This window comes from Bacillota bacterium (genome assembly GCA_012839765.1).
Classification (GTDB): Bacteria; Bacillota; Limnochordia; order DUMW01; family DUMW01; genus DUMW01.
On the sequence record DUMW01000089.1, the window covers coordinates 16,014 to 37,964 of the forward strand.

General features: G+C 56.4%; 23 protein-coding genes. 10 read left to right on the forward strand and 13 right to left on the reverse strand.

Going from position 1 to position 21,951, the window contains the following annotated elements; all coding sequences use genetic code 11:
- Window positions 1–5 precede the first annotated feature (5 nt).
- The 8 genes from GXX57_09250 to GXX57_09285 all read right to left on the reverse strand — a co-directional run bounded on the left by GXX57_09250 (window position 6) and on the right by GXX57_09285 (window position 6,675).
- Window positions 6–554, reverse strand: coding sequence for a BMC domain-containing protein (locus tag GXX57_09250; GenBank protein HHV44832.1), 549 nt, complete (start codon window positions 552–554; stop codon window positions 6–8).
- Window positions 547–1,884, reverse strand: coding sequence for an electron transport complex protein RnfC (locus tag GXX57_09255; protein ID HHV44833.1), 1,338 nt, complete (start codon window positions 1,882–1,884; stop codon window positions 547–549). The genes GXX57_09250 and GXX57_09255 overlap by 8 nt, the downstream gene beginning before the upstream one ends.
- A 60-nt stretch (window positions 1,885–1,944) precedes the next feature.
- Window positions 1,945–3,351 (reverse strand): aldehyde dehydrogenase, encoded by a 1,407-nt coding sequence (locus tag GXX57_09260; GenBank protein ID HHV44834.1) that lies wholly within the window; start codon window positions 3,349–3,351, stop codon window positions 1,945–1,947.
- A 106-nt stretch (window positions 3,352–3,457) separates the two neighbouring features.
- Entirely contained in the window at window positions 3,458–4,129 is a 672-nt protein-coding gene (locus GXX57_09265; protein ID HHV44835.1) for a phosphate propanoyltransferase, read from the reverse strand.
- Window positions 4,130–4,205: 76 nt separating this feature from the next.
- Window positions 4,206–4,499 (reverse strand): BMC domain-containing protein, encoded by a 294-nt coding sequence (locus GXX57_09270; GenBank protein HHV44836.1) that lies wholly within the window; start codon window positions 4,497–4,499, stop codon window positions 4,206–4,208.
- Window positions 4,500–4,523: 24 nt separating this feature from the next.
- Complete coding sequence (locus GXX57_09275; protein ID HHV44837.1) at window positions 4,524–4,799, reverse strand: BMC domain-containing protein; 276 nt, start codon at window positions 4,797–4,799, stop codon at window positions 4,524–4,526.
- A 119-nt stretch (window positions 4,800–4,918) separates the two neighbouring features.
- On the reverse strand, window positions 4,919–5,719 hold the full coding sequence (locus GXX57_09280) for a class II aldolase/adducin family protein (protein ID HHV44838.1): 801 nt from the start codon (window positions 5,717–5,719) through the stop codon (window positions 4,919–4,921).
- Window positions 5,720–5,895: 176 nt separating this feature from the next.
- Entirely contained in the window at window positions 5,896–6,675 is a 780-nt protein-coding gene (locus GXX57_09285; protein ID HHV44839.1) for an extracellular solute-binding protein, read from the reverse strand.
- A 127-nt stretch (window positions 6,676–6,802) separates the two neighbouring features.
- Between GXX57_09285 and GXX57_09290 the strand changes: the two genes are divergently transcribed.
- Window positions 6,803–8,080: a malate dehydrogenase gene (locus GXX57_09290; GenBank protein ID HHV44840.1), complete on the forward strand. Its 1,278-nt coding sequence runs from the start codon at window positions 6,803–6,805 to the stop codon at window positions 8,078–8,080.
- A 22-nt stretch (window positions 8,081–8,102) separates the two neighbouring features.
- On the opposite strand, the gene GXX57_09295 is transcribed toward GXX57_09290, so the two are convergent.
- Genes GXX57_09295 through GXX57_09305 form a run of 3 tightly spaced genes read right to left on the reverse strand, consistent with a single transcriptional unit; the run spans window position 8,103 to window position 10,459 of the window.
- On the reverse strand, window positions 8,103–8,840 hold the full coding sequence (locus tag GXX57_09295) for a UPF0280 family protein (GenBank protein ID HHV44841.1): 738 nt from the start codon (window positions 8,838–8,840) through the stop codon (window positions 8,103–8,105).
- Window positions 8,841–8,842: 2 nt separating this feature from the next.
- Window positions 8,843–9,253 carry a 4Fe-4S binding protein gene (locus GXX57_09300; protein ID HHV44842.1) on the reverse strand — a complete coding sequence of 137 codons (411 nt, stop codon included), beginning with the start codon at window positions 9,251–9,253 and terminating at the stop codon, window positions 8,843–8,845.
- 21 nt (window positions 9,254–9,274) lie between these two features.
- Window positions 9,275–10,459 (reverse strand): hypothetical protein, encoded by a 1,185-nt coding sequence (locus GXX57_09305; protein ID HHV44843.1) that lies wholly within the window; start codon window positions 10,457–10,459, stop codon window positions 9,275–9,277.
- A gap of 621 nt (window positions 10,460–11,080) precedes the next feature.
- On the opposite strand from GXX57_09305, the gene GXX57_09310 reads away from it, so the two are divergent.
- The 8 genes from GXX57_09310 to GXX57_09345 all read left to right on the forward strand — a co-directional run bounded on the left by GXX57_09310 (window position 11,081) and on the right by GXX57_09345 (window position 18,868).
- Complete coding sequence (locus GXX57_09310; GenBank protein ID HHV44844.1) at window positions 11,081–12,091, forward strand: LacI family transcriptional regulator; 1,011 nt, start codon at window positions 11,081–11,083, stop codon at window positions 12,089–12,091.
- 20 nt (window positions 12,092–12,111) lie between these two features.
- Entirely contained in the window at window positions 12,112–13,401 is a 1,290-nt protein-coding gene (locus GXX57_09315; GenBank protein ID HHV44845.1) for an extracellular solute-binding protein, read from the forward strand.
- Window positions 13,402–13,414: 13 nt separating this feature from the next.
- Window positions 13,415–16,381 carry a hypothetical protein gene (locus tag GXX57_09320; protein ID HHV44846.1) on the forward strand — a complete coding sequence of 989 codons (2,967 nt, stop codon included), beginning with the start codon at window positions 13,415–13,417 and terminating at the stop codon, window positions 16,379–16,381.
- Between the two features lie 18 nt (window positions 16,382–16,399).
- The gene (locus GXX57_09325) at window positions 16,400–17,020 is read left to right on the forward strand and encodes a hypothetical protein (GenBank protein ID HHV44847.1); all 621 of its coding nucleotides are present in this window, start codon (window positions 16,400–16,402) and stop codon (window positions 17,018–17,020) included.
- Between the two features lie 83 nt (window positions 17,021–17,103).
- A complete protein-coding gene (locus GXX57_09330) occupies window positions 17,104–18,186 on the forward strand; it encodes a hypothetical protein (GenBank protein HHV44848.1) in 1,083 nt (360 codons plus the stop codon).
- 42 nt (window positions 18,187–18,228) lie between these two features.
- The gene (locus GXX57_09335; protein ID HHV44849.1) at window positions 18,229–18,408 is read left to right on the forward strand and encodes a hypothetical protein; all 180 of its coding nucleotides are present in this window, start codon (window positions 18,229–18,231) and stop codon (window positions 18,406–18,408) included.
- Window positions 18,362–18,547: a hypothetical protein gene (locus GXX57_09340; GenBank protein ID HHV44850.1), complete on the forward strand. Its 186-nt coding sequence runs from the start codon at window positions 18,362–18,364 to the stop codon at window positions 18,545–18,547. The genes GXX57_09335 and GXX57_09340 overlap by 47 nt, the downstream gene beginning before the upstream one ends.
- 21 nt (window positions 18,548–18,568) lie before the next feature.
- Window positions 18,569–18,868 (forward strand): hypothetical protein, encoded by a 300-nt coding sequence (locus GXX57_09345; protein HHV44851.1) that lies wholly within the window; start codon window positions 18,569–18,571, stop codon window positions 18,866–18,868.
- 140 nt (window positions 18,869–19,008) lie between these two features.
- Here GXX57_09345 and GXX57_09350 read toward each other — a convergent pair whose 3' ends face one another.
- Entirely contained in the window at window positions 19,009–19,761 is a 753-nt protein-coding gene (locus GXX57_09350) for an N-acetylmuramoyl-L-alanine amidase (GenBank protein ID HHV44852.1), read from the reverse strand.
- A 357-nt stretch (window positions 19,762–20,118) separates the two neighbouring features.
- On the opposite strand from GXX57_09350, the gene nagB reads away from it, so the two are divergent.
- The gene (gene nagB, locus GXX57_09355) at window positions 20,119–20,850 is read left to right on the forward strand and encodes a glucosamine-6-phosphate deaminase (GenBank protein HHV44853.1); all 732 of its coding nucleotides are present in this window, start codon (window positions 20,119–20,121) and stop codon (window positions 20,848–20,850) included.
- Here the strand turns inward: nagB and GXX57_09360 are convergent.
- A complete protein-coding gene (locus GXX57_09360) occupies window positions 20,847–21,734 on the reverse strand; it encodes a lysophospholipid acyltransferase family protein (GenBank protein ID HHV44854.1) in 888 nt (295 codons plus the stop codon). The two genes, nagB and GXX57_09360, sit on opposite strands and share 4 nt — an antisense overlap.
- Window positions 21,735–21,951 lie beyond the last annotated feature (217 nt).

Below are 21,951 nucleotides of genomic sequence, written 5' to 3' on the forward strand. Positions count from 1 at the left end.
TTTATCTAGACGAGCTGTTTCCACAGTTGGGGATCCGGAGCGGCAATGACCGCATGTTCCAATAGGACTCCCTGTTCTCGGGCAAAGGCCGCCGCCTTTTCTGTGGCCAAGGTCACCGAGGCCACGTCACCGGTGAAGTAGACGAAGGATTTGCCACCTAAGCCTCGGGCCAGACGAATCTCGATGAGGGCCACATCTGCAGCTTTCGCCGCGGCATCCGCGGCCAGGATAGCTGCGGCGATGGTATAGGTCTCGATGATCCCCAGGGCCTTTAGCTCCTTCACCTGGGTGCTGGCTGTCAGGGCCGGAAACACCCCGGGATGTAGCCGGGCCAATAAAAGTTCATCGACGATGGCCTCGGCGCCTTGAGCTTTGGCGGCATCCAAGGCCGCCTGGATGCTGGCCACATCACCGGAAAAAAGAATAATGAACTTCCCCGGGCAGACGGGCATGGCGGTGATCAATTCCACCTGGGAAGTCTTACAGATGGTGTCCGCAAGCACTACCCCCCGGGTGACGTTCTGCACTTCCACTAAACCAAGGGCTTTATGCATCTAATGCACCCCCTTCGGCCCGGAGAATGATCTCCGGATGGATGCTCACGACGGTGCCGGAGATGCTGGCGTGCAACGGTGCTCCTAAACTTTCCGCCGGAAGGGTGGCCACCACATCTCCCTGGGAGACCTTGTCCCCTACCTGCACGGTGGCCCTTGCCGGCTGCCCGATATGTTGCTTCAAAGGCAGACGTACCTCCGCCGGTTGGAAGCTCAGCGGGGTGAGGGGGGCAGGGACATCCCATTCCGCCAGACCCAAGCGCTGGATGAGCCGGGCGGTGGGTACCCGGCGGTACGGTTGCTCCCTGCGGGCGTGCTCTACTTGGTTTCGATGGGAGTTCTTCATTCCTTGGGCGGTCATTTGCCCCTTCAACATGATGTGGACGGCCCGTGGGCTTAGCCCCATGGGGCAGGCGTAGGCGTCGCAAACGCCGCACTCGGAGCAGAGGAACGCCTGGGTGATGGCTTTAGTATCGAAGGCCTTGCCATAGGCCACCGCGGTCATGGACTGATGTGGTTGCAGGTCGTGACCCAACAGGTACCGAGGACACAGATCCGTACACTGCCGACATGTGCAGCAGACAGACATGGCCCGGCGGATGGCCGCGGCCTGATCCACCTGTTTATACTTTAACAGTGGGTGGTGGGCCGGTACCAGGATCAGCGCCTTGGTGGTCTTCGTCACTGGATCCTGTTGGGAGACGATCTTGCCCATCATGGGTCCTCCATCGATGATTACCCCGTCGGTGCAGGTGGGACCGGCCTCCCTTAAGACCTCACCAATGGCGGTGCCTACGGGAACCTTTAAGGTCATCGGCTTTTTAACAGCCCCCGTGACCGTAAGGTAAGAAGCGGTGACCGGTTGATCCTGTAGGGCATGGTAGATATTCAACAAAGTCTCCACATTAATGACCACGGCTCCCACCTGTAGGGGAATACCGCCTTCGGGCACCACGGCACCCAGAACTTCGTAAACCAGGACCTGCTCATCCCCGGCGGGGTAAAAGCTATCCAATTCCACAAGGGACCAATCGGACAAGGAAGCCAAATGTGGCTTGAGGGCGGCAATGGCCCTTTGGTACTGCTTTTTGAGGGCGAAGTAACCCCTGGTTGCACCCAAGTGCTTTTGCACTTGCTGGGCTGCCTCCACCAATTCCCGGGGAAAGGCCGCCATCAACTCCTGGTCCACGCGGATTAACGGTTCACACTCCACACCGTTGATGATCAGATGCTTCACCTGGGTATTCAGCTTAACGTGGGTGGGAAAGCCCGCACCGCCGGCTCCCACCACACCGGCCCGTTTCACTTTTTCCAACAGAACCATGGCCATAGCAGTACGGCGCAAGGAGGTGAGCTCCTTGCGCCTTCCACCTTTCTCCAAGATTAATCCCTAGGCCAACTTCAATGCTCCGTTAATGGTCAGACGATGTTCTCTGGTAAAGTGCTTTGCGGTGACGATCCCTTCACCGGTGGGATCCGCAATGGTATGGGCAAATTCCGCGGCACCGCCCACACCCAGGGCTGCCCCCGAAGGACCGTTGGCCACCGTCAGACCCGTGCGCAAGCGCTGGGTGAACCGGGTAATCCGTTGGATATCCCGGGAATGGATCACGGCCGTATGGCCCATCCTTTGCTCGGCTTTCACCGCCATATCCAGCGCATCGTCAAAATCCCGGGCCCGTACGATGGGGATGACCGGCAACATCTGCTCGATCATCACCAGGGGGTGGGAGAAATCTGTTTCAAAGGCCACCAAACGGACCTCGGGACCCACCTGGATGCCGATTTCCCCCAGGATTCGCTCCGGATTTTGGCCCACCAGTTCCCGGTTAATATGTCCATCTTCTACCAGGATCTTGGTCAGCTGCTCGATTTGTTGTTTGTCCCGGAGGATATAGGTATTGGTCTTGGACAATTCCTGCATGAATTGATCGAACACCGCTTCCACCACGAAGACTTCTTTCTCGGCGATACACAGGATGTTGTTGTCGAAGCTGGCCCCGGCCACGATGTCTCGGGCCGCCTGGGTCAGATCTGCGGTCTCGTCCACCACCACCGGGGGATTGCCTGGTCCGGCCACGATGGCCTTCTTGCCACAACTGAGGGCCATCTTAACCACCCCGGCCCCGCCCGCGGCGGTGATCAGGCTCGTCAGCGGATGGGCACAGGCCGCGTTTACCGCGTCCATACTAACGTGATCGAGCACCGTGAGCAGATCCGCCGGTCCGCCGGCCTCTACGATGGCCTTGTTTAGCACCGTGATGGCGGTGCGGGTGCATTTTTCCGCCCGAGGATGGGGGCAGAAAAAGACAGCATTTCCTCCCGCCAGCATGATAATGGCATGGTTGATCACAAAGGGCGTGGGGTGGGTGGTGGGTAGGATGGAGACGATGACCCCAAAGGGGACTCGTTCGATAATAGTGACTCCCTCATCACCACCGATGACCCTATGCTCCAAAACCTCCATGCCCGGTGACAGGGTGGCGGCATTGATGTTCTTTTGGATCTTGTCTTCGTATCGACCGAGGCGGGTCTCTTCATGGGTGATCCGGGCAAAGTACTGGGCGTTGTCGATCCCGGCTTGCCGGATGGCCTCGATGATCTTCTTACGTTTAGCCAAGGAGAGCCCAGAAAACTCCCGCTGGGCCTGGGCGGCCCGGGTAAGGGCCTCGTCCACCGTAGGATAGACCCCCAGCCCTTCTGCAGCCGGCTTGGGAGTGGCCTGGGGCTGACCAGACTTCAGGCTGGCTACCACTTGTTCCACAATTGAGGCGATTCTTCTTTCATCAATCTGCATGTTCTCTTCACCGCTTTCCGGTAAGAAACGACGGTTTGGTTCACCTCCCCGTTAGGGAAAATGGATGCAGTTATCCCTGGTACGGAATATCCTCCGGGAAAGCCGGTCATCTCCCGGAGGATGGACGTACAATTCTACATATGGCTCCACAATTAATTCCTGCCGCGTTGGCATCGTCGGTGTCTAGGTGCACCTGGAGGCGGAAGGAATCCTTCACCCGCACTTGCACGTTGCGGAAGACCAAGGACTTCTCGCCCGTGACTTCCAGCTCCACCAAGTCATTGTCCTTCACCCCAAAGCGTATCGCATCGGCGGTACTCATATGGACATGCCGGTTGGCGACGATGCATCCCTCGGGCAGGGTCAGCGCACCCGCCGGGCCGATCAAGGTGATCCCTGCGGAACCGGCCAGATCCCCTGAGGGGCGTACCGGTGGATTGATGCCCAGGAAGATGGCGTCGGTCCGGGAGACCTCCACTTGGGTACGGTCCCGCATAGGTCCCAGGATCCGAACGTTCTCGATGGACCGCATTCGCGGGCCCACCAGGGCCACCGTTTCCTTGGCGGCAAATTCCCCCGGTTGATACAGATCCCTCAGCTTATGTAACGTAGCGCCGGGGCCGTAGAGGATCTCCAGATCCCGCTGGCAGATGTGCACATGTCGCACCGATACGCCCACGGGAATGGAGTCTTCCTCAGGGGTCGAGGATTTTCCATTGGCCTGCAGGATGGAGAGTACCCGTTGGGTGATGGTTTCAACTAACTGTCTCTCATCCATCGGGATCCCACCTTTACTCGCGTATTCCTCCCTGCCCTGTTAGCAGGGAGGTTTGGTCCCTCGCCGAAGCTTTTCCCTACTTCTTGGCCGGTTGTTCGAGATTAGGCAGGATCTTCTCTACGTCGTCATGGGGACGCGGAATGACATGGGTCGCCACGATCTCGCCCAGTTTCTCCGCGGCCGCAGCGCCCGCATCCACAGCAGCCCGTACGGCACCCACTTCACCCCGGACCATGACGGTCACAAAGCCGCTACCGATCTTCTCATAGCCCATTAGTACCACATTAGCTGCCTTGACCATGGTGTCTGCCGCTTCGATGGCTGCCACCAAACCACGTGTCTCGATTAATCCCAATGCATTACCTGCCATTTAAAGATAGCCTCCTTTGTTCTTCTACTTGCGTAGTAGTTTACTGACTTCCGTTGCGGGCCGTGCCAGCACCCGATAAGCATAAACAGAACTCACTTTGTTTGCCGAGGCCACCGCTGCCTCGCAGGCGGCCTGTACCGCGGACACATCGCCCTCGATGCGGACCACCAGGCGACCGCCGCCGTTGGCCTTTTCAAAACCGATTAAGGTCACATCGGCAGTTTTCAGGGCCACGTCTGCCGCTTCCAGACAACCGGCCCAACCCACTGCTTCGATGAGACCCACTGCCTTCTGCGCCATGGGTCACTTCCTCTCCAAAACAGAACCTAAGGGACGATCAAGATCGGTTTCCCGTGGTGAACCTCCCTTCTGGCCGTGATTCTCGGCAGGAGAAATCGGGTTTCACCTGTATATGAGGTTCAACCGGCTTTTCCGGCCTCTTCCTGTAGCACTTGGTGGGTTACCCTGGTGATGAGTTCCACCAGCTGACCTTCGTCGATGTCCGCCGGGGGATTGGTGTTGTGGCAATTGCCCTGTACGCTGCAGGCGCCACAGTCCATGCAACCGGGATGGCGACCGGGGACGTTCATTTCTTCCCGCAGTTCAATGAGCCTGCGCACATTTTCCGGTGCCAGGGCTCGTTCGCCACCCAACAGCCGGGCCAACAAGCTGATCTTGGCATAAAGCTCCAGGGTTTCCATTTTGAAATAGGCGTTTTCCAAGCTGACCCCCACGGTCACCGCTCCGTGGTTTTCCAGCAGGATGGCATCATGGTTTTCCAAATGCTCGCCAATCGCCCGGGGGATCTCATCGGTGGAAGGGGTCCCGTACTTGGCGATGGGGATCCAGCCGAGGCTGATGATCACCTCGGGGATCGTCGGCGTTTTCAAGGGAATTCCCGCCACCGCAAAGGCCGTGGCCGTTGGGGGATGGGCATGAACTACCGCATTCACATCTGGCCGCTGCCTATAGACTGCCAGGTGCATTTTCAGTTCGGAAGACGGGCGCATTTTTCCGGAAATGACATTACCGTCCAAATCCACCTTGACCAGCATGTCAGGGGTCATGAAGCCTTTGCTGACACCGGTGGGGGTGGTAATTACCTGGTTTTCGCTCACTCTTACGCTGATATTACCATCGTTGGCGGCCACGTATCCGTTGTTATAGATCCGTTTGCCAATGTCTACTATTTGGCGTTTGATTTCATATTCAGAAGTCACAACGCGCCCTCCTCGGATCTGTTTTTATCTTGTTTTTCTTTGGTTATTTTTTGGTTTCAGAAAGGTATTCGTGATTCAGGGGCAATATCCTGCTTAATGGGGAAGAAAATCTGCGGAAAAAGGTTCATTCTCCCGGTAAAGGGCGGCGTGTCCTCCGGAAAGGGGGAGGAACAGTGCTATTCCTCCTCCTGTTGGGCCCGGAAGGCATAAAGTTCCCAAAGGATCTTTTGGAATATTTCCCAGCTGGCTTCCGGGTACTCGGTCTGGGCATGGATGGCAAAGAAACGTCCTTCGGAGAAGGGAAGACCGTAAACGGAACCTTCCCATATCCCTAGGGTTTCGGGATCGAGGACCGCGGACAGTTCTGGATCCCTGGCCAGATACTCGTCCAGGTTCAAAAGCAGGCCATGTTCAGCAAAAAGGTCCAGATCCTCGCCCCGCATGACGAAAAGATCAGGCACGTCCCGGGCTCCGATGAGGACCACTAGCTTCTGATCGTAGACCCGCGCATCGAGGTTTTGCCAGCGGAGGAAAAGGTCTTCGCGCTTGTTGTTAAAATCGGTTACCACCCGGGTGAGTACCTGTTCTTCGGGGTAAGGTAAGACCGTGGTCATCATCTCCAGAACCTTTCGATCGCCGAGCTTTGGCGAGTTGAAGTAACTGATGAGCACCACCAGGACCAGGACGAGGCCGAGCATAGCGAAGATGGTAAGGCGGTAACGCCGCTGGTTTTGCTCTGCTTCCCTGAGAAGCTGTTGTCTTTTCTCCTGGTCCTGCCGGACGGTAGCCGCCAACTCTTTGCAGCCGATCGCGGCACAACCCCCGCGGCTTTCCCAACAGGACCGATGGTGCGGCTTCTTGCAGCGGGGACACAAAAACTCCTCTTCCGGAGCGATGGGTTGATGACAGGCAATACAGTTTCGTTTGTGCGGGTGGTTTGTTTGCTCCCTGTCCACAGGCTTCACCTCCTTTGGTAAATGTTCTGCGATAGTGTGGGTTTTCCTGCCCTGGGTCGGGCAGGAAAGATGTGTATGGTGACGAACTTCTAGGTGAGCTGGAACTAGTAGGAAGGAGCCTTTCAAGATGGCTGGATTACGAGAAGAAGCTTTACGTTATCACAGTGAGGGTAAACCGGGGAAGTTGGAAATAAGGATTACCAAGCCCTGTGCCAATCAACGGGACCTGAGCTTGGCCTACAGCCCCGGCGTGGCGGAGCCGGTGAAGGCCATCGCCGCGGATGCGGAACAGGTTTTTCAGTATACCGGGAAGGGAAATCTGGTGGCGGTGATCTCCAACGGGACCGCGGTGCTGGGGTTGGGGAACGTGGGCCCCTTGGCCAGCAAGCCGGTGATGGAGGGGAAGGGGGTCCTTTTCAAAAGGTTTGCCGATGTGGACGTGTTTGACATCGAACTGGATGCGCCGGAGCCGGAGGATTTTATCCGGATCGTCCAGGCCCTGGCTCCCACCTTCGGTGGCATTAATCTGGAGGATATCAAGGCGCCGGAGTGTTTTGTCATCGAACAGGCCTTGGTGGAAAGCCTAGATATCCCTGTCTTCCATGATGACCAACATGGCACCGCGATCATTGTTGGTGCTGCTTTGCTGAACGCGTTGGAGGTCGCCGGTAAGGACCTGGCCAATGTGCGGGTGGTGGTGAACGGAGCCGGTGCTTCGGCCATTGCCTGCAGCAGATTCCTACTCAATTTGGGGATGCAGAGGGAACAGCTGACCTTGGTGGACTCCAAAGGGGTGATCTACCAGGGCCGCACCGTGGGGATGAACCCCTACAAAGAAGAATTTGCGGTCCCAAGAAAGGCCCGCACCTTAGCGGAGGCGGTCCGGGGAGCCGATGTATTCCTGGGTCTTTCGGTGGCCGGTGCCCTCTCCCCGGAGATGCTGTCCACTATGGCCCCAAGGCCCATCGTCTTTGCCCTGGCCAACCCGGATCCAGAGATCGACTACGATCTGGCCAAGGAAGTGCGGCCCGATGCCATCGTGGCCACCGGCAGGTCAGATTACCCCAATCAGGTGAACAATGTCCTCGGCTTCCCTTCGATCTTCCGGGGAGCCTTGGATGTGCGGGCTAGGAAAATTAGTGAAGGGATGAAGGTGGCTGCGGCCCAGGCTTTGGCGGCTTTGGCCCGGGATCCGGTGGTGGAGGAGGTTCTAGGAGCCTATGGCCTTAGGGAACTACACTTTGGTCCCGATTACCTCATCCCGAAACCCGTAGATCCGCGGGTGGTGCACCGGGTGGCCCCGGCGGTGGCCGAGGCGGCCATGGCCGAAGGTTTGGCCCGTAGACCGGTGGAGTTGGAGGCATATAAAAAGCTCCTGGCGGAGCGGTTTCAGAACAATAGGTAGAAAAAGGCCTGGGGTTGGCGGCCTAAAGTGGTTCGAGTTCGATCTGACCCCAGGCCCCTAGTTTGTCCTCTTTGATGAGCAGGACGCCCAACAGGTGGGGTATCTTACTCATCTTCTCCAAGGCCGATGGGATATCCGCGGGTTCTTGGACCAGATTGCCCCCATGGGTGGCCGCGGCATCGGCCAACGCGGCATCGGCGGCGATCACCACCGCAGCATCGGCCCGGCCCAGGCTCAAAGAATGGCCCGAGGTGCCGGCGGAGGTGCAGACTCCCATGGGGGTCTGCTGGGGTGCCACAATCCCCAGCCGACCACTGAAGGGAGAATTGCCCGCCAGGATACCGATCCGGCGCCTTTGGCGGCAATAAAGGAAGATATCTCCACCGTTTTCGATGATCAATTCGGAACACAGGGGGAGAAGCTCTTCCCCCACCAGCTGGGCGATGGCCCCAGCTACCGCGGCCATCGGGCCCACACCCACGGTCTGGGCGGCTGCACCCATCCGTTGAATCAATTCCGGATCCTTCGGGGAATAGGGAACAGGTCGCAGGGATTCTTTAAACTCGGGGTGCTTAGCTATATAGACCTTTAGGATCCGCCGAAGGTGCAGCACGCGCTCGACCGTGAGTTCCCGCAGTTGATTGAGGGGGATTTGGGGATCCTTAAGACCGATCCAAAGATCGGTCTCACCGACGGCAACCCTCAAATATTGTAGATCCCCCGCATCTTGGTTATATCGATAGGTTCGTGGCGTATACATCGCTACAATGTGGCTTCGATACAGGCCACCGGACAGGCGTCAATACACAGTTCGCATTCGATGCATTTGGCTTCGTCGAAGTGGAGCCTTGCCGACTCGGGATCGAGCCGCAGGGCACCACTGGCGCACACCGCCGTGCAGGCCCCACAGTGCACACACTGGTCAAAATGCACGAGGATGCCGGTGCCAATCAGTTCTACCCGAACCCCCTGGGACTTCAGGTAGTCAAGGCCCGCCTGCACCTGATTCTCGGTGGAGTTTTCAATCTCCACCAAGAGCCGTCCCTCTTCGTTGGGGGTTACCTTTGCCCGCAAGATGTTGATGGACAGATCATAATCCTTAACCAATCGGTAGGTTAGTGGCTTATCCACTAACCCCGGTGGGAAACTTAGCCAGACCCGTACTTTGCTCATGGATGCACTCTCCTTTCAGGCCTAGGATACTACCCGTTCTTTCTTGACCGGCCGCTCTTCCAGGGGCTTGAAGCGGGTGTCCACAGAGAGGGGTTCCACCGGTTCCTGCAAGAAGAACTTGCCCTCCTGGATCCATTGCTTGAGCTCCTGGGCGATGTCCCTGGCTACGGCCAGGCTCGAGAGACTGGCGGTCCGTACCTTCTTCCCGTTCAGTTCAATGGAGCCGCTACGCAACTCGCTGTAGCTGACCCTCCTCAGGACGGGACGTGTGCGACTTTCCACACTGTAGTCCAACAGACCGGTGTACAGCTCGTCGTTGCTCACCGATACGTAGCGCGCCATTTCTTCATCCAGAACCGGGATAGGGATACCGATGCCCACAAACAAGGTCACACCGTATTTGTGCATGGTAGCCGCCCGCAGATACTTGGTGGTCATCCCCTTCAGGTCGCCGATGACCGCTAGGGTCCCCGCGCCGCCCAAAGGTACCTGGTTCTCGCCCCGGGCTTGACTGGGGTTATGCTGCGTACCTTGCCAGGCTACGTAACCTTGGGTTCCTCCGATGAAGATCCGGGTTCCGATCCCAACGGTCCTATATAAAGGATCATTGAGCAGGGGGCTCAGTTCCCCGGAGGTGGAATAGGTCACATTGGTGCAATTGGGTAGCAGAGTGCCCATGTATGTGTATAATACCCGCTTCGATGTATTGGTGGCAGCGGCATAGTTCTGATACACATTCCTCGGATTGAACAGGTAAGCCTCGTTCAAATCCTCCAAGGTCACCGTAGTCTCCAGTCGGGTCTTCGGATAGCAGTCGGTACCATAAGAGGTGGCCCTCAAGACGATCGGCTTTCCGGCTACCAAATCTTCAATGACGTGGGCACCGCCATAGCTTAGTCCCTGGGTCTCTGACGGTTCCGTTGCCCCGATATATGCATCAACGGCGGCCAGGCCCGCATAGGCGGGCACATCATTGAGCCAGATCTTCGTCATTTTGATGGGGGGATCCGAATGCCCAAAATTAAGGAACGCCCCACTGGAGCACATCGGCCCAAAGGTTGCAGTGGTTACTACGTCTACTCGCTTCGCCACTTCCTCATAGCCAAGTTCCCGGGCCATAGGTATAATCTCCTCTGCAGTGACAACTACGGCGCGTCCTTGCCTGATCTTTTCATTGATTTCTTCATACGACTTCTTTGCGGCCATTTGTTTCCCCCGCCTTTCATTGTTAGATTTTACGTGGCCTCCCACGTAATTTCGTCTATATTAGCACAATCAACTTGGCAGAAGCAACAATAACTTTAAATACTTTCTTGCGAATCCTGGTACTTTCTTGTGGTTGGGAAGTGTCTTGCCCTTAAGGCTGTTCACTGGGAGAAAAAAACCAAACCAACGCCAGACCAAAAGGTGCAGCGAAGATCTTCGCAAGATACTTGTACTAAGTATAACATACATGGACCGTTGGCAGGGGGATCCCAGTGAAGAGAATTACTGGCAGACTCCAGGCTCCGGGTACTGGGGAGTGAGGAAGATATATATTACCGTTTCCTTATCATCTGGTTTGCGGATCTTTTGATATGCGGGAGGCCTTCGTATACTCTGGTTTCCTTGCCTTGTTACGTGGACGGGGACCAAGGGATAGATAGCCCGATAGCCCGTTACCTCGGGAGGTGAGATGGTTTTCTCCAGAAAATTGTTACGTGAACATGAGAGGACTTGTTTCGTAAACATGAAGGATTTTGTTAGCCGAGGGCGAAATCTATCTATAGAATTGGTTATTTGCGACAGAAATGTTAGGTTTAGGACGGTTTGCGAGGTTAGGACGGAATGAAAAAGGTAACGATCCGTGATATTGCTGCCGCCACCGGCACATCCATCGCGACGGTGTCCCGGGCCCTCCAGGGCAAACCGGGGGTTAGTGAAGAGTTGCGGGAGAGGTTGAAGGAAGTGGCGGCTCGGCTGAACTATGTGCCGCGACCGACGGTGAAACCAGGATCCATCATGATGCTGGTCTTTCCCAGTCATTACCTGCGGGAGGGTTCCCACGTTTTTGGGCGTGGGGTAGAGGTCCTCTACGATCGGGCCGCCGAGGCTAAGATGCTGGTGATGACCCAGACTGATCACGATGCGGAGGTGGAAGCCTGCAAGAAGATCCTGAAAGAGCAGGACGTTTCGGTGCTGATCTACTTTTGTGGGGTGCCCCGGGACGAGATCGTGGAGGTGGCTACGAAACAGGGTACGGAAGTGATTGTGATCCATCGCCAGGTGGATAACCCCTACATCTCCACTTTCATCAGTGACGATTACTATGGTGGCCAGTTAGTGGCGGAGCATTTCCTGGCAACAGGCCGCCGAAAGGCTATCTATCTGGTCCCTGAAGATACCAAGGGACGCTATTCCGCCAGGGAAAGATTTGCCGGATTTTCTGACCGGATGCTCCAAGCAGGGGCCGAGGTGCAGATGGTGACGATGCCCAAGGCTCCCTTGGAAGAACGTATCCGGTATGTACAAAAGCAGGGAGGTGATTTTAACGCGGTCTTCGCCTATTCGGATCTGCAGGCGCGGGAGTTTGCTGAAGGTGCCGCCCTGGTGGGTTTGAGAATACCGGAAGAGGTCAGCTTGGTGGGCTACAACAACAGTAATCATGTGGGCGTGACCACTCCAGAATTAAGTTCGGTTTATTGGCCCATAGACAAACTGTGTCATATGGTCATGGACCATGTGGAACGTTACGTGGCGGGAAGATACGATGTGTTCCCGATTCAGGTGAGTGTGCGACCGCGGTTGATTATCCGGGGTTCTTCTGATCTATCCCTTTGCGTTTCAAAGACTTCTTGAAGAAGGAGTGAAGTACATAAATGAAGATTCGTAACCTTGTTACCCTGCTATTGGTGCTGGGGTGCCTATTGTGCAGCGTCTGTGGCGTGGGCCTGGCGGACAATCGCCTGGTGATTGCCACCGGTCATCAGATCCCCAATACTATCCTCAACGCCTTTGCGGAGAAGTATCCGGAGTTGGAGTTGGAGGTTTTACTTTATCCCTCTTGGGAATTTGACGAAAAGCTATTGATGTTGTTTCTTACTGGGCACCGGATCGACGCGGTCTTCGAGTGGTCCGTCTATGAGTGGACCAATTACGCCATTAACGGACAATTGCTGGATTTGACCCCCTTCGTGGAGCGGGATCGGCAGTGGCTGGAGGAGGTGGGGGTTCACCCCCTGGCCTACGAGTCCGGTTACGTAGGGGATCGGTTGGCGGGCATTAATATTGAGCTCCGCATGGGTTGGAGTATCTTCTATAACGATCAGCTGCTCCAGGCCGCCGGTTTGCCCCGTCCGCCGGCCCGTTGGGACACCACCGACTGGGACTGGGAGACCTTTGAAAACTATGTCCAGAAGCTTGCGGTGTGGGATGCCGGCGGTAACCCCATCCAGCACGGTTTCGGCCACTTCGACGATGACCTGGTGATCTTCAACCTGGCTTGGATGTGGGGTACCGATGTGTTGCCCGCGGAGGCCTACGAAACAGGCGTGGTGGAGAGGGTGCGGGTTTCGCAGCCGGAGATGATCAGTGCCTTTGAGGCCCTGTTCCGGGCGGAGGAACGGGGAGCGAACACCGCGAACAAGAACTACTTCCTCGAAGGCAGAGCCGCCATGTGGCTTGGGGTGGGAGATTTCCGGGACTATGACTTCCCTTGGGGTGTGACCCGGGCACCGGTGGGTGTGACGGGGCCGATCCCCATGGCTACCTGGTCCTCCTTCGTTGGCATTCCCTTTACCGCCGGCAATGTCGATGGGGCCTGGGAGTTTATCAAGTTTATGCTCAGTGACGGCAACCTCCTGCGGGATGATCAGGGTCAATGGTGGCGAAGCGGCATTAGCGTCCAAACCTGGGAAGAACGCTTTGAAACAGCCCAGAATTCTGTCCTTAGCAGGGCGGAGCTCCTTGAGTTTTACATCACCGGTCTGGATAGTTATACGCGGATTTCCCCGCGGACGATCATCCATGGGGCCGGCTTGATCCGGGATCCCATCTGGAACGAGATGCGGGTTAACACGGGGATCAATAAGGCTAACCTTTCGGTGAGCGAGGCGTTGCAGAATGCGGAAATTCGCATCAACACTGCACTTTACGACCTGCATTACTAAAAGAGGGGATACCATGTCGCTGCTTCTTTCGGTGTTACTCACCTGTCTATTCTTAGCCTGGGGCGGCTTTGCCGCCCCCCTGCCCCCTGGTACCTTGCTCAAGGGGATCCAAGTCACCGGGGGGACGGTGGAGCTTTCCCCAGAGCAGTACAAGGCCGACGGCCAATCCCTCCTGTGGACCTGGCAGGGGGGGTCTCGGCTGACCATTGTGGATGAGGATCTCCTGTGGGGTCTGGCGGGGTTCACCGGTTGGATCTATAACGAAGAGCCACTGGAAGCCACCCTGGTATTCAAGGCCGGTCCCGTAAGGGAGCTAGAACGGGACAACCCCGCGTATGCTTTTGAAGTCAACCTGAACTTCTCCGGTTGGCGCTGGATCGGTGTGGATTTCAGCCGGGATGCCCGGGTGGAAGACTACAGCGGTAGCCGGCGGTGTGAGAATCTGGAGATTCACGCACCGCCTACGGGCAGTGGCCGTCTGTATCTAGATCTCGTGGAGTTCCCGCGGCAGTTGCCTTGGTGGCTACCGGCTGACCGACAGATCCCCTTTGTGAATCCGGGGGAAGTCGGGTGGGATAAGGCGGGACAGCTGCTTTATTACGATCTCTTAACGCGGCCAATGATGTCCCTCCCCGCCGACTACGAGGTAAAACTACAGGATTTGGCCCGGATTGAAGAACGCTATAGGGACTGGGTCTTGGGATACAGTGTAGATTGGTCGGACCCCTTGGTGACAAGAAGGTACCAATCCTTCATCTCCGAGGTCCTAGCCGCACAGAAGCGTATAGAAGACTACAAGGTGATCAAAGATGGCCGACTGGTCTTGGGTAAACCACTGCTGCCGGATCAGAACGGGCGGCTTACGCCCTTTGAGGATCTGTTCAAGGACTTGAGCACCCTGGCTACGGCCTACCATCTGCCGGGTCCGAAAAGCTTTGGTAATCCCTTTTACAAGAATCGTCAGCTACTACGGACCATCCTGGATCTGTTTCGCTATCTTAACGAGCAGGGCTGGAGCGCCGGCAGTTCCTTTGGGGCCAACAACCGGTTTATCCGCACCTGCATGGGTGGATACGCCAACGCCGTGTTCTTGATGAAAGAGGAACTCAAGGAAGCCGGGCTGTGGGAACAGCAGTTGGAGACCCTCCGCTGGTACGGTGGATTTGGGGAGGTTTACATCACCGACGGACCAAGCGGGGCCGTCACCGGCGACATTCGTAGCAATTTTCTCAATCGGCTGTTGTATGTGCTGGGGCTGGAGGATGGGCCGGAGAAGGTCCTGGAAATGCAGTGTCTAACCCGGTATATTTCCCGGGCCCTGGAGATCGCCGAAGGGTGGGACAGCTTCATCAAACCGGATTACACCGGATACACCCATGCCGGGGCCATCGGCAATACCTATACCACTAGTGCCCTCCATACGGCGGCTGCTACCTTGTATCTGTTGCACGATACTTCCTTTGCACCGGCTAATGCCCAGAATGTCTGGCGGGCACTGCTGCAAGCGCGGATCTATTCCCAGGTGTATGATATCCCCAGCGGCCTAGCCTGTCGGTGGCCCTTCATGGTGGATTCACTCTATGAAGTGCTCCCTGCCTTTGGGTATGGTGCACTGCTGGAACCGGAACTGATGGCTGGAGCCTTCATGAGATTGTGGGATCCGGCCAACCCGCAGATCGTGAAAGTGATCGAGCAGGCCGGTGTGGACTACTCCTACCTGAATACCCTAGGAGCAGTGGGGGTCCTGTTGGCCGCGGCCCACCTTGATGTGCCTCCGGAGCCAACGCCTACGGGTCACTGGCACTTGCCCTATGGGGCCCTTTCTATCCACCGGCGGGATGACTGGCTGGTGAGTGTGAAAGGATGGAGCCGGTACGTCTGGAACTTCGAGTGCCAACCGGCCAGCCTCGGTGTTGCCCAGAACATCTACGGCCGCTACATGAGTCACGGTGCGATCCAGATCTATGGTACAGGTTCGCCGGTGAATGCTAAGGACAGTGGCTATGTGGAACAGGGCTGGGATTGGAATCGCTGGCCAGGCACCACAGCCATTTACCTGCCGTGGGATCTTCTCGTGGAGACCAAAAGTAGTTATGGTAGACACTTTACCACGGAGTCCTTTGTGGGCGGAGTTTCCCTCGGGGACAATGGCATCTGGGCCATGCGTCTGCGGGATACGGTGTACGAGCCGGGGTTTGTGGCCCTGAAGACCGTATTCTTTTTCGATGACAAGATCCTGTGTCTAGGTTCGGGAATCACTAACAACAATACACAATTCCCCACGGAGACCACGGTGTATCAAGTGGCAAGTAACGGGGGACCGAGTCTTTATCGGGATGCTGAGGGCCAATGGCAGCCTTTGGAGGATTCCCTGACCGTGGCCGGGGGTCCCTTGTGGCTATTGGATCCAGTAGGAAACGGGTATTATATCCCCGAGGCTAAGGGTTTACGGCTGGTGCGTCAGGAGCAGTCCACACCCCTTAATACGGGGAACGGGTATGGGCACAACCTCTTCGATGTGGCCTGGTTTGATCATGGGACTGCTCCCCAGGATCAGGGCTATGAGTACGTGATTATGCCCCAAGTGGAGCCGGAACGGCTAGTTCAGCCCTGGGATTACACAGTGGTACGCAAGGATGCCCAGGCCCACATTGTCTCCCTAGGAGACCTTATCGGTTACGTCCTTTTTGAGGTGGTCGATGATCTGGAAGGCCTTCTGCAGGGGGTGGACACCCCATGTATTCTCTTGATGGAAAGGGACGAAGACAAGTTGCACATCGCCGTGGCGGATCCCGACCTGGGGTGGGAAACGCGGAATGCCACCCGCTGGACTGTGCGGCTCACCCTTCGGGGCAATTGGGTGGTGCTGGAAGATGGGGAGAATGTGGTGCAGATGGTGGATGTCAACTCCGGAACCACCACCGTGACGGTGGCGGTGACCGGAGGTTTCACCCAGCAATTTACATTGAGGGAAAAATAAACAAGAGGAGGAGAAACGGTGAAAAGACTCGTTCTGGCAATGATCTTGGCGCTGGTCCTGGTGGGGACCTGTACCGCCGCGGAAAACGTAATTCGTAATGGGGACTTCAGTGTGTTGAAGGACGACGGGTTGCCAGCGGAATGGTGGAACGGTTCTTCCCGGGGGGAAGTGGAGTTCTTTGCCGATGGGGACATCGACCGCACCGGTGATTATTCCTACCGGATCGAGGGATATATCGGTGACTCCCACGGCCAGATCGGTATTCGCCTTACCAACGAAGAGGTGACCCCCGGTGGAGTTTACCAGTTGAGCCTGTGGTACCGGACGGAACGTTTTGAGTATTCCACCCGTAATGAGCCCTTCCGGGTGCCGGTGGTGGTGCGGGTGCGTTTTTACGACGGGACTGCCCAGATGACGGTTACCGAAGAATTGCTCCGGACCGACCGGCCGGAACACGTGGTGTACTACGGCAACCTGCACTTTGGGGTGGCGGAGTTACGCAATGGTGAATGGTTGCCCTTCGAAACCAAGTTCAAGGTGCCGGAGGAGATGCAGTACATGTACGTGGAGGTGTTCCTCTGGCACACCTCTGGGATCCTCTGGATCGATGATGTACAGATGGTGGCGGTGGAGGAATAGGGGTTCCACAGACCGCGCCATTTCCCGGCGGGCACCGCGGTGCCCGCCAAAACTTAAGTCCATGAAAAGAGGGTGTAGTTTTGGTGACTTCCGTATACACACCGCCCTTTAAAGGCTTACCGGTTCCCCAGTGGTGGAAAGGTACTTTGGAAGACATTGACGAGCTCCTGTCGCAAGTGACGGTGGGACAGGTGGAGCAGATGGGCACCTCCGCCGGGGGACTACCCATCAAGAGGGTGTCCTATGGACCGGTGGAACCCTATCACAGGACCGCCAACTCAAGTTCCGCTAGCGGAGCCCGTAGTTTGAAGTATTATGCGGACAAGTCCACCCGGACAAGGCCGGTGATCATGATCGTCGGTGGGATCCATGCGGCAGAGATCGAGGGGATTGTGGCTGTCAACAACCTTATCCGGCTGTTGGAAAGCGGCGCCGATGGGCAGGGGCAAAGCTGGCCGGAAATCACCAGGCTAGCGGCCCAAAGTCGCTTGGTCCTGGTTCCCTGTCTCAATGTGGATGGTCGAAAGAGGTGTCTGCCCGAGAGTTTTGTGGGGGAAAGTCTGGAGTGTCTGCGCCGCTGGAATCAAGGGGTGGCCAAAGACGGCACACCTTTGGAATGGCCCGATTTCAAAGCAGTCCATCCCCGATCCCCTCAGGAGGAGGCCTTCTTAGGTACGGGACACAATGCCGCTGGGGTTAACTTGATGCACGATGATTTCTTCCGGCCCATGGCGCCGGAAACCCGTGCCCTGATCGACCTCGTGGATCAGGAGGCTCCGGATTTTATCCTCTTGTTGCATGGGGCCGCCTCAGCCCCCTTTCATTTCTGGGGTACGTACTACGTCCCGGAGCGCATCAGGGAATTGATTATGGCCTTTACCCAAGGGGTATATGAAAGGTTTAGTCGGCATGGTTGCGACTTCTATGGTCGTCTTCCCTACTCGGAACACGAGGTGGTTCCAGAGACCATGAACTTGACCTCCGCACTATACCACGTCTGTGGTGGGGTCAGTGTGCTCTTTGAGTCCTATCAGGGCGTGGTGAGGGGTGACGAAGCGCCCCGGATGACTTGGGATGAGATTTTACGGTACCACATGCTGCTATTCGAGGAGACCTTGGTCTTTTGTCAGGAGCAGTTTCAAGCACTGATAGAACCCTTTTGTTAAAGGAGAGCAAAGGCAGAAGCACAAGAAAGGAGCGAGAATCCTGTGAGGACAATTATTCGCTGCGCGGTCGGGATTATAGTATTACTGCTGATTAGTTCCGGTTGTGTCTTGATGATGGAGGAGCCCAAGGAAGTAAATCTGGTGCGGAACGGTTCCTTTGAGGAAGCAAAGAGTGATGGTCTGGCGGCCCATTGGGGCTACGGGGTCAATCGGGGGGGCTAGGGACTTCACCGTGGTGAAGGACGGGACAGTCTCCTTCCGGATTAGCGGGATATCCGAGGACTGTCTGGCCCAAATCAACCAGCGTTTAGATGGAAACGATGGGTTGGTGGCCGATGGGACCTATCGGTTGCGGCTATGATATAGAACCGAGGATGTGGGGTTGTCCACTAGGAACGAGCCCTTTACAGTGCCCGTGGTGGTGCGTTTACGGTTTCGGGATGCCAACGGCCAGGAGATCCCGGCCACCGAAGACCTTATCCTTTCCGATGCACCCCAGCACGTTGTCTATTACAACAATATCCATCTGGGCATGTTGGAGCTGGCCACAGAGGAATGGGAGGAATTCTCGGTGGAATTCCGTACCCCCGCTAACCTGGACTATATGTTCCTTGAGCTGTTCCTCTGGCACACCTCCGGGACTGTATGGTTTGACGATGTTAGGATCGTAAGGATTGACTGATCCATCTGGTGACCAGACCTTGGGAAAGGGACTGGTCACCAAGCTCCCCTTCCTGACAGAACCCCTTCTTAATTTTCAGGCTATGTTGAGTTCACAAAGGATAGTGCAGACCTGCCCCGGAGGATTAGTCTTTCCAGGGGCTAGGGATGCATGGAGGCGGAGACCGGTTGCGGTGTTTCCCCTTGGAAGAAGCGACTGAGCCCCTGGGCGATGGCTTCGGCGATCTTGATCTGCCCCGCTGGTTCCTGCATCAATTTGCGATCTTGGGGGTTGGAGATAAACCCCACTTCTACCAAGACTGCCGGCAGGGTGGTCTCCCGCAGGATAAAGAAGTTCTCCGCGGCGGCATCCCGGAAGCTTTCGGGCCGCACCTTCAAAAGCTCCTCCTGGATGAGTAGGGCCAACCTCTTTCCCTGGGGATTGGTGGGGTAGTAAAAGGCCTGGGGTCCGAAGGGTTCCGATGAGGGGTAGTAGTTTACATGGATGCTGATGATGCAATCCACGTTCTGGGCCTCCAGCTGGTTCACTCGGTAGCGCAGATCCTCCCGGGGGTCCTCCGAAAAACGCATGTCTTCTTCCCGGGAAAGGACGGGGATACCGCCTGCTTCCGCGATGATTTCCGCCAGGTGTTTGCTAATCTCCAGGGCGATGGTCTTTTCTGCAAGGCCCGTCGGATGGTGGTAGGTCCCCACGTCGATGCCGCCGTGGCCGGGGTCGATGCCGATGACCCGTTGATGCAGGCCCTTTTTAAGCTCGCTGATTACCGGTCGATCCCCCCGATATTGCAGCAAGACGATGAAGACGAAAAGGAGGGTGGCGCCTATGCGCAGGGCCAACGGCCATTCCCTGACCTCAATGATCCAAAAGAAGAAACGATTCCTGCGGGCGGACACCGGAAAATCACCTCAATAGTTGACTGGACACCTTTTGCACCTGCTACTAGTTTATATTCCCTCTTCCTGTTTTAGAACAAAGCAGGAGTATGGACAGGGAAAAGCTAAGTAAGTACCGTACCATTATATACAAATCCAGTTTCCGGTAAAACACACCGGGTGGTGGATTAGCCCAGAAATAAGGGTAGGATCCAGCCCGGAGGCGGAATTGGACATCTTTCTTCGAACCAATGCATGCAGGGATAAAAAACCCGCGCCAAGGATACCAAAGACTTAGGATGGACACGGTTTGATCCGTAGGAAGGAGGTGGGCCGCACTTCTGGCGAAAGGCATCCCAGAAGCTTTGCGGCAAGGCGATGAAGTTAATCATTGTGGAGAATTACGAAGAACTGAGCAAACGGGCCGCCCAGATTATTTCCGATGCGATTAACGAAAATCCCCGACTGGTCCTGGGTCTAGCTACCGGTGGTACTCCCCTGGGGACCTACAGGGAACTCATTGAAATGTACAAACAGGGGAAGGTAAGCTTTAAGCAGGTCCGGACCTTCAACTTGGATGAATATCTGGGCCTAGATCCGGCTCATCCCTCGAGCTACCATCATTATATGTTCACCAACCTGTTTAACCATATCGATATGAACCCGGCCCAGGTCAGGATCCCCAACGGGTTGGCCGAGGACTTAGCGAAGGAGTGTGTCGAGTACGAACAAGCCATCGCGGCGGCGGGGGGAATTGACCTGCAGCTCCTGGGCCTAGGGGTGAACGGGCACATTGGTTTTAACGAACCCCATACCCCCTTCGGCAGTGTGACCCAGGTGGTGGATCTGGCCCAGGAAACCATTGAGGCCAATGCCCGCTTCTTTGAGCGCAAAGAAGATGTCCCGCGGCAGGCCATCTCCATGGGGATTAAGAGTATCATGCAGGCCCGGCGGATTTTGCTGATGGCTAATGGGAGCAGCAAGGCCTGGGCCGTCGAGCGGTTGGTGCAGGGGCCTGTCACCGAGGAGGTACCGGCGTCGGTCTTGCAGTTGCATCCCGATGTCACCGTGTTGGTGGACCGGGAGGCGGCGGCTAACCTGAAATCCTAGGCCTTCCTTTTGTCGATGAGCCACCGGTCGTGTAACCACAGCCAGTGGTCCGGGTAGGCCCGGATATATCGTTCGTAGATTCGATGGTAAAGGCGGCAGATCTGGGTGATGTCTGCTGCCTTTTCCTTGGTGAGGGTATATTCCAGGGCCGGTTCGATGACGATCCGGTGCCGGCCCCGACTTTCCCGTAGGGAAAAGGCGGGGACGATCTTGGCCCCTGTGGTCCGGGCGAGGCTAGCGGGACCTACTTGTATTGGTGTCCGGTGGCCGAAGAAGAGGATCTCCGGTGCCGGGGCAAAGGGGTGTTGGTCCGCCAAAAGCAGGAGGATGCCGTTGTTCTGTAAGGTCTTTAGTGCTTGGCGTAGGCCACCGCGGTCGTTATTGATGATGGTGATCCCGGTGCTAGTCCGGAGCCGTCGGAAGTAGGCGTCGAAGACCGGGTTGGCCATCGGCTGCATCACCGCAGTGATGCCAAACCCCAAGGCCCCTAGTTTTGGTGCGATAAGTTCCCAGTTGCCGAAGTGGGCGGACAGGATGATCACGCCCTTCCCCTGGGCTTGGGCGTCCTTTAGGTGTTCAATCCCCGCGACGGTCACTCGGTTTTCCAGCAACGACAGGGGATCGTCCCCTAGGCGGGCCACTTCAACTAGGCTTTCAAAGAGCATCCGCACATGACGGTGGGCGATCCGGTGACTGGCCATAGAAGGGAGTGCGAGGGCGTGTTGGATGCGATTTACCAGTAACCGGCGATGGGAGGTGAGCAGCAACAGGCCATATAATACCGAGGCTACGCCGGCAAAAAGCCCCTGGGCCATGCCTTGGGGCAGTCGGGTGGAAAGAAAGGTGATCCCTTGAAGTAAACGTTCGCTGGTTTTGGGTTGCAACTTGGTTCCTCCTTTTCCCTCCCAAGTTCGACAAGCTCCAAAAACTTTCCTTGTCCTTACCTATCCCTGAACCTTTGTGGTCAGAATACCCCCTGAGGTTTTGACATAAGGTTTGTGGGGTTGGGACGGTTTTTCGTTGTCGCGAGAAAAAGTTCTGTGGCGTTGCAGGAGATCCAGAAAATTCCGCGAACTTATCAGATAATTGCAGTTTCGCGGA